The sequence below is a fragment of the Nonomuraea spiralis genome (assembly GCF_014648435.1).
Classification (GTDB): domain Bacteria; phylum Actinomycetota; class Actinomycetes; order Streptosporangiales; family Streptosporangiaceae; genus Nonomuraea; species Nonomuraea spiralis.
This window is the reverse complement of record NZ_BMRC01000019.1, coordinates 165,131-180,090: the sequence shown is the minus strand read 5'-3', so window position 1 is coordinate 180,090 and position 14,960 is coordinate 165,131. Positions and strand designations below refer to the sequence as shown.

Annotated in this window: 9 protein-coding genes and 1 pseudogene; 5 read left to right on the top strand and 5 right to left on the bottom strand. The window is 71.2% G+C overall.

Features of this window, described 5'->3' with window-relative positions; all coding sequences use genetic code 11:
• Nucleotides 1–789 (top strand): annotated as a pseudogene (locus IEZ27_RS36730) (phospholipid carrier-dependent glycosyltransferase); the annotation flags it as partial.
• Here the strand turns inward: IEZ27_RS36730 and IEZ27_RS36725 are convergent.
• A complete protein-coding gene (locus IEZ27_RS36725) occupies nt 725–2,200 on the bottom strand; it encodes a hypothetical protein (protein WP_229824678.1) in 1,476 nt (491 codons plus the stop codon). The pseudogene IEZ27_RS36730 and the gene IEZ27_RS36725 sit on opposite strands and share 65 nt — an antisense overlap.
• Nucleotides 2,201–2,372: 172 nt before the next feature.
• On the opposite strand from IEZ27_RS36725, the gene IEZ27_RS36720 reads away from it, so the two are divergent.
• Nucleotides 2,373–3,593 carry a glycosyltransferase gene (locus tag IEZ27_RS36720; RefSeq protein ID WP_189651453.1) on the top strand — a complete coding sequence of 407 codons (1,221 nt, stop codon included), beginning with the start codon at nt 2,373–2,375 and terminating at the stop codon, nt 3,591–3,593.
• Nucleotides 3,594–3,711: 118 nt separating this feature from the next.
• A complete protein-coding gene (gene metG, locus IEZ27_RS36715) occupies nt 3,712–5,493 on the top strand; it encodes a methionine--tRNA ligase (protein ID WP_189651452.1) in 1,782 nt (593 codons plus the stop codon).
• On the opposite strand, the gene IEZ27_RS36710 is transcribed toward metG, so the two are convergent.
• Together IEZ27_RS36710 and IEZ27_RS36705 are read right to left on the bottom strand one after the other, a co-directional pair.
• Nucleotides 5,438–6,667: an FAD-dependent monooxygenase gene (locus IEZ27_RS36710; RefSeq protein ID WP_125636605.1), complete on the bottom strand. Its 1,230-nt coding sequence runs from the start codon at nt 6,665–6,667 to the stop codon at nt 5,438–5,440. The two genes, metG and IEZ27_RS36710, sit on opposite strands and share 56 nt — an antisense overlap.
• Nucleotides 6,668–6,702: 35 nt before the next feature.
• Nucleotides 6,703–9,888 carry an ATP-binding protein gene (locus tag IEZ27_RS36705; RefSeq protein WP_189651451.1) on the bottom strand — a complete coding sequence of 1,062 codons (3,186 nt, stop codon included), beginning with the start codon at nt 9,886–9,888 and terminating at the stop codon, nt 6,703–6,705.
• An 18-nt stretch (nt 9,889–9,906) separates the two neighbouring features.
• Here IEZ27_RS36705 and IEZ27_RS36700 point away from each other — a divergent pair, with 18 nt between their 5' ends.
• Nucleotides 9,907–10,761, top strand: a complete 855-nt coding sequence (locus IEZ27_RS36700; RefSeq protein WP_189651450.1) for a TatD family hydrolase — start codon at nt 9,907–9,909, stop codon at nt 10,759–10,761.
• An 83-nt stretch (nt 10,762–10,844) separates the two neighbouring features.
• Nucleotides 10,845–11,753 carry a resuscitation-promoting factor gene (locus IEZ27_RS36695; RefSeq protein ID WP_194521988.1) on the top strand — a complete coding sequence of 303 codons (909 nt, stop codon included), beginning with the start codon at nt 10,845–10,847 and terminating at the stop codon, nt 11,751–11,753.
• A gap of 72 nt (nt 11,754–11,825) precedes the next feature.
• Here the strand turns inward: IEZ27_RS36695 and IEZ27_RS36690 are convergent, their stop codons facing one another.
• Both IEZ27_RS36690 and IEZ27_RS54355 read right to left on the bottom strand, forming a co-directional pair.
• On the bottom strand, nt 11,826–13,037 hold the full coding sequence (locus tag IEZ27_RS36690) for an FG-GAP-like repeat-containing protein (RefSeq protein WP_189651448.1): 1,212 nt from the start codon (nt 13,035–13,037) through the stop codon (nt 11,826–11,828).
• Nucleotides 13,034–14,914, bottom strand: coding sequence for a protein kinase domain-containing protein (locus IEZ27_RS54355; RefSeq protein ID WP_308427331.1), 1,881 nt, complete (start codon nt 14,912–14,914; stop codon nt 13,034–13,036). Before IEZ27_RS54355 ends, IEZ27_RS36690 begins: the two co-directional genes overlap by 4 nt.
• Between the last annotated feature and the right edge of the window lie 46 nt (nt 14,915–14,960).

Sequence of the window (14,960 nt, the reverse complement as noted above, 5' to 3'; positions counted from 1 at the left end):
GGCCTCAAACGCCCCTACACCGGCGCCTGGAACAAAGACGCCCCCCACGCCTTCCTCTCCTTCACCATCGTCCCCTTCCTGGCCTACATGGCCACCTGGACCGGCTGGTTCGCCTCCGCCAACGGCTACGGCCGCAACTGGGACCAAGCCACCTCCTCAGGCCCCCTGTTCTTCCTGTTCGACTCCATGCGCTCCTGGATCCACTACCAATGGCAGGTCTTCTCCTTCCACAACGGGCTGCACGACTATCACGCGTACATGTCCGACCCCTGGACGTGGCCGCTGCTGATCCGCCCGGTGTTGTTCTACAACCCCTCGAACCTGCCGCCCTCGTCGTGCGGGGCCGGGGCGTGCTCGGAGGCGGTGCTCGGCGTCGGCACCCCCGCGCTCTGGTACGGCGGCCTGTTCGCCCTGCTCGCGACCGTCGTCCTGTACGCCAGGAAACGTGACTGGCGGGCCGGTGCGGTGCTGCTGGCGTACGGGATGGGGTGGTTGCCCTGGTTCTACTACGCCCTGGCCGACGACCGCACGATGTACCTGTTCTACATGGTCCCGATCGTGCCGTTCATGGTGCTGGCGATCACGCTGACCGCCGGGCTCGTGCTCGGGCCGGCGGACGCGCCGCCCACGCGCAGGGCCGTCGGGGCGGCGTTCGTGGGCGCGTTCGCGATGATCGTGCTGATCAATTTCTGGTGGTTGCAGCCGGTGCTCAGCGGCGAGACGATCACGCAGGCACAGTGGTGGGCTCGGATGCTGATGCGCTCTTGGGTGACCGCCGCCCCCAAGTGACGCCCCTGCGCAGCGTGATGGCCGCCGCGATGCAGGCCAGCGGCACGGCCGGCAGCACGTAGCGGTAGTCGAACTCGGCCGTCGCCGCCGGGGCCAGCAGCAGCCCGAACGCGCCCAGCCAGGGCAGCGCCACCGGGCCGCCGAACCTGCGCCAGCGGACGGCGATGCCGTACAGGCCGATCAGCATGATGCCGCCGAGCATGATCCCGCGCAGGTAGAAGACCTTCTGGTAGCCGCTCATGATGTCCGCCCACGGGTGGACGATCCGCGTCTCGGGCGGCCCCTGCTCGTAGCTGAACGCGTCGGTGTCGGTGCGCCCGCCCGCGTACGACGACCACCTCGGCAACCGCTTCGGCTGACCGGTGTCGTCAACGTCGTAATAGGGCCTGAACTGGTACATGTTGTACGTCGACTCGTCCGGGAAGCGCGGCCGTCCCCAGTGGAAGGAACGGAAGAAGTCGCGCGCGACCACCTTCAGATAGTCGCCCGGCTGGGACAGGATCGCCCGCGTGGCGAACGCGCTGGCCGCCTCGTTGGTGATCTCGCTGAACTTCTTGTTGATGCCCCACCGGTGGAGCACCTCGCCGGTGCCGGTGCCGTCGCCGTTGCCCTGGCCCCACAGGTACCACTGGGCGTAGTCCTTGCGCTGGTTGACCGGGTCGTTGATGCACAGCAGGAGGAGCTGGACCTCCTTGTACTTGTCGATCTTCATCTTGCCGCAGTCGGCGAAGATCGCGGTACGCATGTAGAGGATGAGCCCGTCGCTGTTGGTCATGGCAAATTTGCCGTAATTTGTGGAGAACCAGCCCATGTACGTCAGGACGGGAAGCGCGCACGCCGCGATCACGGCCACGATCGGCCGCCATCCCGTACGCCGGACGATCAGGTAGAGCACCACGAGCCCGAGGATCGGCATGCCGATCGACCGGGTCAGCCAGGTCATCGCGAGCAGCAGCCCGACCACGATCCCGGCCCGCCACGACAGCCGCCGCTTCCACAACACCAGCGTCACCACGCCCACGACCAGCAGCGTGAACAGGGTGTCGGACATGACCATCTGCTCAAGCTGGATCTGGTAGGCGTCGAACAACACCGGCGCCGCCGCCAGCGTGGCCCCCCACTTGGGCAACGCGAACTTGCAGCGCAGCAGGGCGTAGATGAGCGCCGCCGCGGCCAGGCCCATCAGGTGCTGGGTGAACATGGCCAGCGTGAAGCTGTGGAACGGCTTGAGCAACATCAGCCAGAAGCTGTAGCCGTCGGGCCTGATCGGGTGGGGCCTCGGGTGCAGCGCCACGTTGACGTACTCGTAGGAGTCGTTGAACCACATCGCCGGGCCGTAACCGAGCATGGTGATCAGCCGCAGCACGGCGCCGGCGCCGAAGGCCACGGCGAACACGCGATGACGGCGCACGAGGGACAGCACGCGAGCTGCCCGGCCAGTAGCGGAGTGGTCCACAGGGGTAATCTCCGCGACGCTCACCATGCTGTAAAGAATGCCAGTCGTTTTTAGGTCTTGACCCGAGCACGCCGGGCACAGGGCATGATGGTTCACTGGAAGAGCCTTAACACTGAAGGGTTGAGACGTGGAACTGACGGTGGTCATGCCCTGCCTCAACGAGGCGGAGACCGTGGAAGTCTGTGTGCGCAAGGCGCTGGCGTGCATGGAGGAGCACGGAATCGAAGGGGAGGTCCTGATCGCCGACAACGGCAGCACGGACGGCTCGCAGCAACTCGCTCGTGATGCCGGCGCCCGTGTCGTCCACGTCGACGAGAAGGGCTACGGCAACGCCCTGATGGGCGGCATCCGCGCCGCCCGTGGCAAGTACGTCATCATGGGCGACGCCGACGACTCCTACGACTTCACCTCGTTGCTGCCGTTCGTCGAACAGCTCCGCGACGGCGCCGACCTCGTGATGGGCAATCGTTTCAAGGGCGGCATCGCCCCCGGGGCCATGCCCCCGCTTCACCGCTACCTGGGCAACCCGGTGTTGTCGTTCATCGGCCGGCTGTTCTTCCCGTCGGCCATCGGCGACTTCCACTGCGGCCTGCGCGGTTTCCGGCGCGACTCGATCCTGCGCCTCCAGCTCCAGACCGGTGGCATGGAGTTCGCCTCCGAGATGGTCGTCCGCTCCACGCTGTCCGGCCTCGACGTGCGCGAGGTGCCCACCACGCTCTCGCCCGACGGCCGTTCCCGCCCGCCCCACCTGCGCTCCTGGCGCGACGGCTGGCGTCACCTGCGATTCCTGCTGCTCTACAGCCCCAAGTGGCTGTTCTTCTACCCCGGCGTGTTCCTGATGGCCCTCGGCCTGGTCGCGGGCACGGCGCTGACGTTCGGGCCGGTCGAGATCGGCGAGCTGGCCTTCGACGTCGACACCCTGGTCGGGTCGTCGGCGCTGGTCGTGATCGGCTTCCAGGCGGCGCTGTTCGCGCTGTTCACGAAGGTCTACGCGGCCGAGGAGGGCTTCCTGCCGGAGTCGCCGCGGATCCGTAAGATCATCGACATCGTGACGCTGGAGAAGGGGCTCGTGGTCGGCGGCCTGCTGGCCCTGGCCGGTCTGGTCGGCCTGGTGATGTCGCTGGTCCACTGGCAGGTGCGCAGCTTCGGCGCGCTCGACCCGCGCGAGTCGCTGCGCATGGTGGTCCCGGCGGCGACGGCGCTCGTCATGAGCTTCCAGACGATCTTCGCCTCGCTGTTCATCAGCATCCTCGGCATCCGCCGTACCAAGGAGAGCTCGATCGACGTGGCCGCCAAGGCGGCCGAGGAGGCCGCGGAGGCGGTCTCCCTGGAGGACTCCAAGCGCTAGGGGTCCCCGCGTCCTCGCGGAGCCGGCGCCGGTCACGTACCGACGCCGGCTTCCGTCTTTCCGCGCGGGGGTTGGGGGTTTGGACGAGGAGCGGGGCCGGGCCCCGTAGGCTTAGTCCATGTCCCAGCACATCTTGACCGCCGTCGCGTGGCCTTACGCAAACGGCCCCCGCCACATCGGGCACGTCTCGGGTTTCGGCGTGCCGTCCGACGTCTTCAGCCGCTATCAGCGGATGGCGGGCAACAAGGTGCTGATGGTCTCCGGCACCGACGAGCACGGCACCCCCATCCAGGTGCAGGCCGACAAGGAGGGCGTGAGCGCCCGCGAGCTCGCCGACAGGTACAACCGGGTGATCGCCGAGGACCTGACCGGTCTCGGCCTCTCCTACGACCTGTTCACCCGCACCACGACCAAGAACCACTACGCCGTCACGCAGGAGATCTTCAAGGGTCTCTACAACAACGGCTACATCTTCCCCAAGACCACGATGGGCGCGATCTCGCCCTCGACCGGCCGTACCCTGCCTGACCGCTACATCGAGGGCACCTGCCCCATCTGCGGCTACGACGGCGCGCGCGGCGACCAGTGCGACAACTGCGGCAACCAGCTCGACCCGATCCAGCTCATCAACCCCAAGAGCCGCATCAACGGCGAGACCCCCGTCTTCGTCGAGACCGAGCACTTCATGCTCGACCTGCCCGCCTTCGCCGAGGTGCTCGGCACCTACCTGCAGTCCAAGCAGGGCGAGTGGCGGCCCAACGTGCTGAAGTTCGCGCTCAACCTGCTCGGCGACCTCCAGCCGCGCGCGATCAGCCGCGACCTCGACTGGGGTGTGCCGATCCCGCTGGAGGGGTGGCGCGACCAGTCCAACAAGCGTCTCTACGTGTGGTTCGACGCGGTCATCGGCTACCTGTCGGCCTCCATCGAGTGGGCCAGGCGCTCCGGCGACCCCGACGCCTGGCGTCAGTGGTGGCAGAACCCCGACGCCCGCGGCTACTACTTCATGGGCAAGGACAACATCGTCTTCCACGCCGAGATCTGGCCGGCGATGTTGTTCGGCTACAGCGGCATCGGCGCGCGCGACGGCTCGCCCGGCTCGCTCGGCGCGCTCGACGTGCCGTCCGAGGTGGTCTCCAGCGAGTTCCTGACGATGGAGGGCAAGAAGTTCTCCTCCTCCAGGCAAGTAGTAATTTACGTGCGCGACTTCCTGGCGCGTTACGACGCCGACGCCCTGCGCTACTACATCGCCGTGGCCGGCCCCGAGAACCAGGACACCGACTTCACCTGGCAGGAGTTCGTCAACCGCAACAACGGCGAGCTGGTCGCCGCCTGGGGCAACCTGGTCAACCGGTCGATCTCCATGGCGTCCAAGAACTTCGGGGTGGTGCCCGAGGCCGGCGACCTCACCGACGCCGACCGGGCCATGCTGGAGCGCTCGCGCAACGCGTTCGCGCCGGTGGGCGCGGAGCTGAACAGGTCGCGGTTCAAGAACGCGATCACCGAGGCGTTCGACGTCGTGCGCGAGGCCAACAAGTACCTGGCCGAGCAGGAGCCGTGGAAGCTCAAGGACGACGCCGAGCGGCAGAAGTCGATCCTCCACGTCGCCCTCCAGGTCGTCGACGACGCCAAGACGATGCTCACGCCGTTCCTGCCCGGCTCGTCCAACAAGGTCTTCTCGATGCTCGGCGGCGAGGGCGTCTGGGCGGGCATGCCGGAGATCCGCGAGGTCGACGAGGACGGCGGCACCCCGTACCCGGTCATCACCGGCGAGTACGACGGCGCGGCGCGCTGGGAGCACCGGCCGATCAAGCCGGGCACCCCGCTCGCGCCGCCCGTGCCGCTGTTCAAGAAGCTCGACCAGAAGGTCGTGGACGAGGAGCTGTCCCGGCTGGCCGACTGAGCCCGTAGTCCTTGAGCGTGATGGCGGAGGCGGTCTTCCTGACCGACTTCGCTATCACGCCCTTCCACGGCAGATACGGCATGATCTTGTAGTTCTGGTTCATGAACCACGCCATCAGCCGGTTCTCCGGCACCATGAACTTGCTGACGCCCACGGCCGACTTCTGGCAGCCGGTGGCGTAGGCGCGTACCTCCTGCTCGTAGCGGGCGAAGGCGGTCCGGTGGTCGCCGTTCGCCGCCGCCAGCTCGCCCGCCAGCACGTGCGCGCCGACGAGCGCGAGCCCGGTGCCCATGCCCGACAGCGGCGACGGGCAGCAGGCGGCGTCGCCGATCAGCACGACCCGGCCGCGCGACCACGAGTCCAGGTGCACCTGGCTGGTCGAGTCGAAGTAGAAGTCGTCGGCCTGCCACATCTTCCGCAGCAGCGTGGGCGTCTCCCAGCCGACCCCCCGGTACGCCTCGGCCAGCAGTTCCTTCTGCCGGGTCACGTCCCGGCGGTCGTGGTCCAGCGGCGGGGAGCCGAAGTAGAACATGGCCTTGGCCTCGGTGTTGTTCCTGGCGCTGTAGATGCCGACCGTTTTGCCGGGCGTGCTGTAGAGCTGTCCGGTGTGGTCGAGGCCGAGGTAGTTGTCGAGCGTGAAGACCGCGCAGTAGAGCCCGAGATAGCTGGTGACGGCCGACTCCGGCGCGTCGAAGGCCAGCGAGCGCACGTTGGAGTGCAGGCCGTCCGCGCCCACCACGAGGTCGAACCTGCGGCTCGCGCCCCGCTCGAACGTCACCGTCACCCCGTCCGCGTCCTGGGCCAGGGAGGTGATGGAGTCACCGAAGACGTACTCGGTGCGGTCCTTGGTGGCGTCGTAGAGGATGCGGGCCAGGTCGCCGCGGAGGATCTCGACGTCGCCGGCGAACAGGTCACCGGGCACGGAGGCCATTTTCTTGCCGGACTCGTTGACGTACGACATGTCGCCCATGTGCGTCTGGTGGTGCTCGACGTCGGCGAGGATGCCCAGGGCGCGCAGCACGGCCATGTGGGCCTCGCCGCGGAAGTCGACGGAGTAGCCGCCCTCACGCAGGGCGGGGGCGCGTTCGACGACGGTGACACGGTGGCCGGAACGGTTGAGGTAGAGGGCGAGGGCGGGCCCGGCGACGCTCGCGCCGGAGATCAGGATGTCCATGCCCGAGAGCCTGCCGGGCCCCGCTCACCGCGCTCTCACGCCGTACTCACCGGAGGGCTCACCGGCGCGTTCTCCGGGCCGTCGCCGGCGTCGGGGAAGTCGTCGATCGAGTGCAGGGGGGAGTTGTCGATGACCTCCTCCGCCACCCCGGCCAGCAGCAGGGCCTCGCGGTGGGGGAGCCGCGCGCCCGCGCGCCGCGCCCGCGTGAACGCCTGCTCGCCCAGCGCCTCCCGCAGCCGCCGCGACAACCCGGCGACGTCCTCGTCGTCCGGCGGCTCGATGCCGCGTATCGCGACGGCGGCCCCGAGCAGCGTGGCCGCCGCCGCCGGGTCGTCGTCGCAGGCCAGCGCCGCCAGCGCCTCGATCGCCCGGGCGCTCTCCGACAACGCGCCCGACGTGACCGCGCTCTCGACCGCCCGCAGGTAGGAGGCCCGCGCACCGGCGGGGTCGCCCTCGGCCGCGGCCAGCCGGCCGAGCCCGACGAGCAGCCTGGCCATGTTCCCGGACGTCTTCACCCAGACCGGGTCGGATCGTCGCAGCGCGTCCTCGTACAGGTCCCTGGCCCGCGCCAGGTCGCCCTCGCGCAACGCCACGTCGCCCAGGCCGCGCAGCGCCGCGGGCAGGATCGCGCCTCCCGTGCGCGCCGCCAGCACGGCCGCGCGCTCGTAGTCGGCCCGCGCGCCGGCCAGGTCGTGCCGGATGCGGTAGTCGCCCCGGTTGCAGTAGTGATCGGCGAGCTCCTCCTCCGCGCCGAGCTGCTCGGCCAGCGTGATGGCCTCCTCGGTGCGGGCCAGCGCGGTGGCCTCGTCGCCGCACGTGCTGGCCAGCCAGGCCAGCGCGTCGAGCGTCATCGCCGAGCCCCAGCGCTCGCCGAGCCCGCGGAAGTCCTGGAGCGCGGCCGACAGGTCCGCCTCGGCGGCGGCGAACTCGCCCGCGGCCATCCGCGGGTAGGCCCAGATGAGCCGGGTGGCGGCGCGTTCCCACCCGTCGGAGCTGCGCCCGCCGCGCCTGATCAGCGCGATCGTGGGGCCGGGGGCGATCGAGCCGGAGGTGACCATCGGCCACAGGCACGTGACGATCGGGTTCCGCAGTCCGTCCGCCGCGATCATGGTCTCGGCCTCGCCCCTGTGGCGTTCCCACAGCTCGGGGCGGCCGCTCGCCGCCGTGAGCAGGGTCAGCAGGTACGCGTCCCCGAGCGCGGGATCGGGCCGCGGACCGGCCGCCTCCAGCAGGGCGGCCGCCGCCTGGGCGGTCACCGTACGCATCCCGCGCATCCACAACGAGAACGTCTGCGCGGCCAGCAGCCTCATCCCGAGCGCCGCCTCGCCGTGCTCGACCGCCCAGCGCAGCGCCGCCTGGAAGTTGTCGTGGTCGGCCGCGAACCGGGCCAGCCACGGCAACTGCTCGGCGCCCCGCAGCCGCGGGTCGGACTCCTCAGCCAGGGCCAGGAAGTACGCCGCGTGCGCCCGCCGGAAACGCGTGGCCTCCTCGCCGAGCCGGTCGGCGCAGAACGCCCGGATCGTCTCCAGCATGCGGTAGCGGCCGCCGGCCACCTCCAGGAGTGACTTGTCGGCCAGCGAGTCGAGCAGGTGCTCGGGCAGGCCGCAGACGGCCGCGGCGGCGGTCGCCGTGGCGCCGCCGGAGAAGACGGTCAGGCGCATGGCCATGGCCTGCTCGGGCTCGGTGAGCAGCTCCCAGCTCCAGGCGACGACCGCGCGCAACGTCTGGTGCCGGGCATCGGCAGTACGGCTGCCGCGCAGGCTGAACCGGCCCTGACCGGCGAGGCGTTCGGCCAGTTCGCCGGCCTCGTGCGTACGCATGCGGGCGGCGGCCAGCTCGATGGCCAGCGGGAGGCCGTCGAGCGCGGCGCAGATGCGTTCGACGGGCTCGCTCGGGGTGAAACCGGGGCGTACCGCCTTGGCTCGGTCGGTGAAGAGTTCGAGGGCGTCGGAGGGGGCGAGGGGGCGTACCGGCCACAGGTGTTCGGGGGTGATCGCGAGCGGCTCGCGGCTGGTGGCCAGGACGCGGAGCCCGGGACACGCGGACAGCAGCCGTTCGGCCAGGGCCGCGGCCTCGCCGACGACGTGCTCGCAGTTGTCCAGCACCAGCAGGGTCGGACGGTCGGACAGGACCGCGACCAGCCGGGCCCACGGGTCCGGCTCACTGGACGCGCCCAGCCCCGTGGCGCCCAGCAGCGCGCCGTCGCGTACGCCCAGCGCGGCCAGCACCGCGCGCGCGAGGTCGGCGCCCGGACCGAGAGGGGCCAGTTCGACCAGGACGGCGTCAGGGTGGTCCCTGGCGATCTCGACGGCGAGCCGGCTCTTGCCCGCGCCGCCGGGGCCGAGCAGCGTCACCAGGCGGGCGGCGGCCAGCAACGATCCGACCTCGGCCAGGTCGCCGTCGCGGCCGACGAAACTCGTGAGCCTCGCGGGCAGCGGCATCCCCGGCCCCGCCGTCCGGGGCGCCTGCGTGACGGCCGGCTCCGGGGGCGGGTCGCCGCGCAGCAGGCTCTGGTGCAGGGCGGCCAGCTCCGGGGAGGGGTCGGCGCCCAGCTCCTCGGCCAGCAGCCGCCGTGTCTCCTCGTAGAACATCAGCGCCTCGGCCTGCCTGCCGTCGGCGCGCAACGCCCGCATGAGCTGGCCGCGCAGCCGTTCGCGCAGGGGGTGGCGCCGGATCAGCTCGCCCAGCTCCGGGATGACGCTCCGATGCCCGCCGCACCGCAGGTCGGCCTCGACGCGGTCCTCCAGCGCGGCCAGCCGGCGCTCCTCCAGCGGCGCCCCGTGTACGGGATCGAGGTCGGCGAACGCGGGCCCCCTCCACAGCGCCAGCGCCTCCCGCGACAACCGGGCGGCCCGCGCCGGGTCGCCTCCGGGGTTCGCGGGCGGGGCGGGGAGGAGGGCGGCGCGGGCGGCGTCGGCCAGGCGCAGGAACCGGCCGGCGTCGATGTCCTCGGGGTCCACCGGCAACCGGTATCCGGCGGCGGTCAGCTCGACCGGGATCCCGTCCCCCCGGAGCCGGGAGACCTGGGAGTGCAGGGCGTGCTGGGCGTTCTTCGGCGGCCGGTCGGCGTACAGGAGGTCGACGAGGCGGTCCTGGCTGACGATCTCGCCGGGCCGTACGAGCAGCAGCGCCAGCAGCGCGCGCCTGGCCGGACCACCCAGGGGTACGTCGACGCCGTTCGCGTCCCATGCCCGGGTGCTGCCGAGAATGCCGAAGCGCATGGAGGCTACTTTAGATGCGTGAGCAAGATTCCCGCCGCGCCCGAGCCGCTTTCCGCACCGGTGTTCGACAGCCACTGCCACCTCGACATCATGGTCGGCAACCGGCAGGCGTCCTCGGGGGACCCGGTGGCGCAGGCCGCGCAGGCGGCGTCGGCCACCGTACGGACCATCCTGCGGGACGCCCGCGAGGTCGGCGTGACGAGACTGGTCACCATCGGGTACGACCTGCCCTCCTCCCGCTGGAACGCCGAGATCGCGGCCGAGCAGGAAGGCGTGTACGCCGGGGTCGCCATCCACCCCAACGAGGCCCACGAGGCGACCCCCGAGGTCCTGGCCGAGATCGAGGCCCTGGCCGGGCGGCCGGACGTGCGCGCGGTGGGGGAGACCGGCCTCGACTACTTCCGCGACTGGGCGGGCAAGGACGACCAGCACGCGAGCTTCCGCGCCCACATCGAGATCGCCAAGCGCACCGGCAAAGCGCTGGTCATCCACGACCGCGACGCGCACGACGACGTCCTGAAGGTGCTGGCCGAGCAGGGCGCGCCGGACAGGGTGGTGTTCCACAGCTACTCGGGCGACGCCGAAATGGCGAAAAAGTGCGCTGAAGCTGGATATTTCATGTCGTTCTCCGGGCCCGTTACCTACAAGAACGCCGGTTACCTGCGCGAGGCCGCCGCCGTCGCCCCCATGGAGCTCATGCTCGTCGAGACCGACGCCCCCTACCTGCCGCCGGTCCCGTACCGGGGCAAGCCCAACGCCCCTTACCTCATCCCGCTCACCCTGCGCTGCCTGGCCGAGGTCAAGGGTGTCCATCCGGACGAGTTGTGCGAGGCGATCAGCACGAACGGAGTCACGGTCTTCGGCGAGTGGTGACCATCTTTCCGTGAAGCGGTGGAGGCGGGCGCGCCGCCGCCGCTAGCGTTCGGGCGGTCCCTGGGCGTTTCCGGAGGTGGTTCGTGCGAGGCAGGAGGCGTGCGCCGCGTCCGCGCATCCCCTGGCGTTCCCCGTGGACGCCGGTCGTGTGCGTCGTCGGTACGCTGGCCGCCGGCCTGCTGGTCACGGCCTCGTACCTGGTCAAGGACGTCGTCGTGGTCGTGGACGGCACGCCGGTGGCGATCCGCAGCTTCGCCGGCCGGGTGGCCGGCGCGCTCGGCGACGCCGGCGTGTCCGTGGGCCACGGCGACGTCGTACGTCCCGGCCTCGACGACGGCCTCATCGACGGCTCCACCATCGAGGTACGCCACGCCCGCCCGATCACCCTGACCCTCGACGGCCGCACCACCACGCACCTGGTCACCGCCACGAACGTCCGGGACGCCCTGGCCGAGCTCGACGTCGACGCGGCGGCCGGCAGCCTGTCCGCGCCGCCGGGCCGCCCGGTGCCACTGTCGGGAATGTCGCTCACGGCGTACACCGAGCGCAGGGTCTACGTGATCGCGGGCGCCGGCCGGCTCGCCTCGCGCACCTCGGCGCGTACCGTCCGGCAGGTGCTCAGGCAGGAGCGTGTCGTCCTCCGGCGCGGCTCGGTGGTGCGCCCGCCGCTCGGCAGTTTCCCCGAGGACGGGACGGTCATCACGGTCATGCCGCCGCGAACCGTACAGATCCCGTGGGAGGTGACCAGGCTCGACTGGCAGGCGCTGGCCGACTGCCAGTCGCGGGGCGACCCCGTGGCGTACAACCCCCACGGCCCCTACTACGGGATGTACCAGTTCAGCCTGCCCGTGTGGCAGGCGGTCGGCGGCGCCGGGCTGCCCAGCTCCTGGCCGGAGGAGGAGCAGACGTACCGGGCGCAGCTCCTCTACCAGCGGGTCGGCGGCCGGTGGCAGTCCCAGTGGCCGAACTGCGGCGACCACCTGTTCGACTGACGGCGACGCCGCTTCCCACTGGGCTGAGGCCTGTCCGCCGGGCCGTGACCTGTTCAGCCGGGCCGTGACCTCTCAGCCGGCCAGTGATGCCCCGAAGTCGGCGCCCTTGGGCGGCTGCACCGGCCGCAGGCCGTCGGTGTTCCGCGGCGCCACCGACACCTTGCCGTACGGCGGCGCGTCCGGCTGGCCCACGAAGAGCTTGTTCCCGCTGAAGGCCACCGACCAGCCGAACAGCCCCTCGGTTGTCGGGAGCTTCCGGTCGTCGGCCGGGTTCTGCCACGACAACACCTGCACGCCGCCGCCATAGGGCGCGCCCACGGCCAGCCTGCCGTCGGCGGAGGCGGCCATCGAGAAGCCGAACGCCTGCTTGCCGCCCTGCTTCACCGTCCTCGTCTGCTTCCTGGCGGGATCGAGGAACTGCACGTAACCGGGGCCGGGCGCGCTGATCGCGTACCCGTGGCCCTCGGCGTAGGCGACCGCGTAGCCGTACCGGTCGCCGGAGGACTTGGTGGGGGAGTCGAGCTTCAGGCTCGTGATCCGCGCGGCCAGCACGTCGTCGATGAAGACCACCGACCCCGAGTCGATCTTGCCGGCCTGGACCTGCCGTCCCGCGCCGTCGTCGTTCTCGTACGGGACGCCCACGACCAGCCCGTTCTTCGGCCCGATCGCCAGCGACCAGCCGAACTGGTCGCCGACCTCGCTGTTGCCACGCACGTCCACGGTCTCCTGGCTGATCCGGCGCAACGCGTTCGTGCCCTGGCGTACGTAGACCGCGCCGGCGTCCTGGATCTGGCCGTCGTCCTCGTACGGCGCGCCGATCGCCACCAGGTTGCCCCTGGCCGCCAGCGACCAGCCGAAGTGCGCGAACCGTTGCGGTCGCGGAGCGGTGAGGCGTTGCGGGGGGCCGGCGTCGCCGCCGTAGACGACGTAGACGCTGCCCGCGTCCTGCTCGCCGTCCACGTCCGCGAAGGGGGCGCCGACCAGGAGGTCCGCGCAGGAGTCGGCGTTGACGTCGGCCAGCCGTACGGACCAGCCCAGACCGTCGCCCTTCACCGGCCCCGGCACGGCGACGGGGATCACCTTGTCGCCCGACAGCAGGTGGACCGCCCCCTTCTGACCGTCCCCGAACGGGTCGCCCACGGCCACGTCGTCCGCGCCGTCACCGTCGAAGTCGGCAGCCCCGGCGCAGGCCGCCGCCGTGGCGGCGGGCGGCGATAACGCGACGCCGCCGCCCGCGAGCGCGACGACCATCGCCCCGGCGAGGGCCGATCTGATGGGGTTCACAGTGCGACCTCGATCTGTCGGCCGTTCTCCAGCATGGTCGCGGTCATCTTCACGGGCACGCGATAGGGCGCCAGGTCGAACACGAAGGCGCTGTCCACGCGCCCGCCCGGCAGGATGACCGGCGGCAGCGTGACCGGGACCGGGTCGTGCTCGGCGCCCTTGTCGTCGACCATGGTGACGACGGGCTGGACGAGCTGGCGGCGCTCACCGCCCGGATTGATCATCGTCCAGTGGACCACGCAGAGTTGTCCCTTCGTGGCCGCCTTGCCCCCGAACTCCTTGAGCCCGCACTGCGGCGCCTCCGGCACGATCGCGACCGGGTCGTCGAACGCGCCGCCGAGGGCGAACCTGCGGCCCAGGTCGCCGGGCCGCGAGCCGGTCACCGACCGGGAGGGACTGTTGGTTACGGCGACGCCGGAGGAGTTGCGGCCGGAGTTCACGATCAGCACCGCGACCGTGACCACGATGGCCAGTACGGCGGCTCCGGCGGCGATCAGCCAGCGGGTGCCCTTCGTCCGCGTGCCGCCCAGGGTGTCGGGTTCGTCGGGGATGTAGGTCAGGACGCCGGGGTCCGTGCCCGCGCCGGTCCGGGGCTTCTCCGGTTGCTTCTCCGCTTGCTCTTCAGGGGGTTTGGACTTGCGGGCCAGCAGGCGGGCCTGTTCCAGCTGGCGGTCCTGTTCGCGGCGGCGGGCCTGCGCCTGCGCCTCCCAGCGGGCCAGTTCCTCGCGGGCGGCCTGCTCCTCGCGTCGCGCCAAATCGTCCAGGGACGCCTGCCGCGCCCCCGGCCCCTCCTGAGCCGCCTGGGCGCCTTGGGCGCTCTGGGCGTTCGGCGCCGCGGCGGCCCCGAAGGCGCTCGGGACCCCGGGCCGTACGGGGTTGGGGCCTCCGGCGGTGCCCGTCGTGTCGCTAGGGGGCGGTGTGGTGAACGTGGCCGTGATGTCCGGTTCGTTCACGACGTTCTGCGGGGGCTGCCACTCGGTCAGCATCTCGGTGGCGACCAGGGTGGGCGGATCGTCGGCGATCGCCGGGGTGCTGCCGCCGACCAGCGCGATCAGGAGCTCCTGCGCCGTGGGCCGGTGGGCGGGGTCCATGGCGGTGGCCCGGCGTACCAGCTCGTTGAGCGGCGCGGGGAGCGCGCCGAGCTCGGGCGGCGTGTTCAGGACGCGGGTCGCCATCGTGATCGGGTCGCCCCGGCCGAACGGATGGCGGCCGTTGCCCGAATAGGCCACCAGGCAGCCCCAGGCGAAGATGTCGGCCGCCGGGCTCACCGCCTCGCCGCGTACCTGCTCGGGGGCCCACCACCCCGGGCTGCCCAGCAGTTCGCCGGAGAGCGTGAACCCGGTCTCCCTGTCCAGGGCCCTCGCGATCCCGAAGTCGATCACCCGGGGCCCGGACAGCGACAGGATGACGTTGGCGGGCTTCAGGTCCCGGTGCACCAGCCCGGCCACGTGGATCGCCGCCAGCGCCGCGGCGACCCCCAGCGCCACGCCGTGCAGCGGCCCCGGGTCCAACGCCCCGAAAGTGGTGATCTGCTCCGAGAGAGGGGTGCCCGCGATGTACTCGGTCACCATGTACGGACGCCCGTCCCCGGTATTGCCGTTGTCGAGCACCTGAGCCGTGCAGAACGACGCCACCCGGCGCGCGTTGTCCACCTCGGCGTGGAAGCGGGCGGCGAACCCCTCCTGATTGGCGAACTCCGCCTTCACCACCTTGACCGCGACGAACCGCCCCGTCGGGGCCCTGGCGAGGAAGACGGTCCCCATGCCGCCTTCGCCGAGCCGTCCGAGCAGCCGGTACGGCCCGATCTCCCGCAGATCGGTCGGGCGGAGCGGCGCGGCGCCCGTTGGCTCCATCAGGGACGTCCCTTCCTGTTCCACGCCATCCTCTCCTTAGGTCTCCCCCATCCGCCATCGCAGGTTCTTC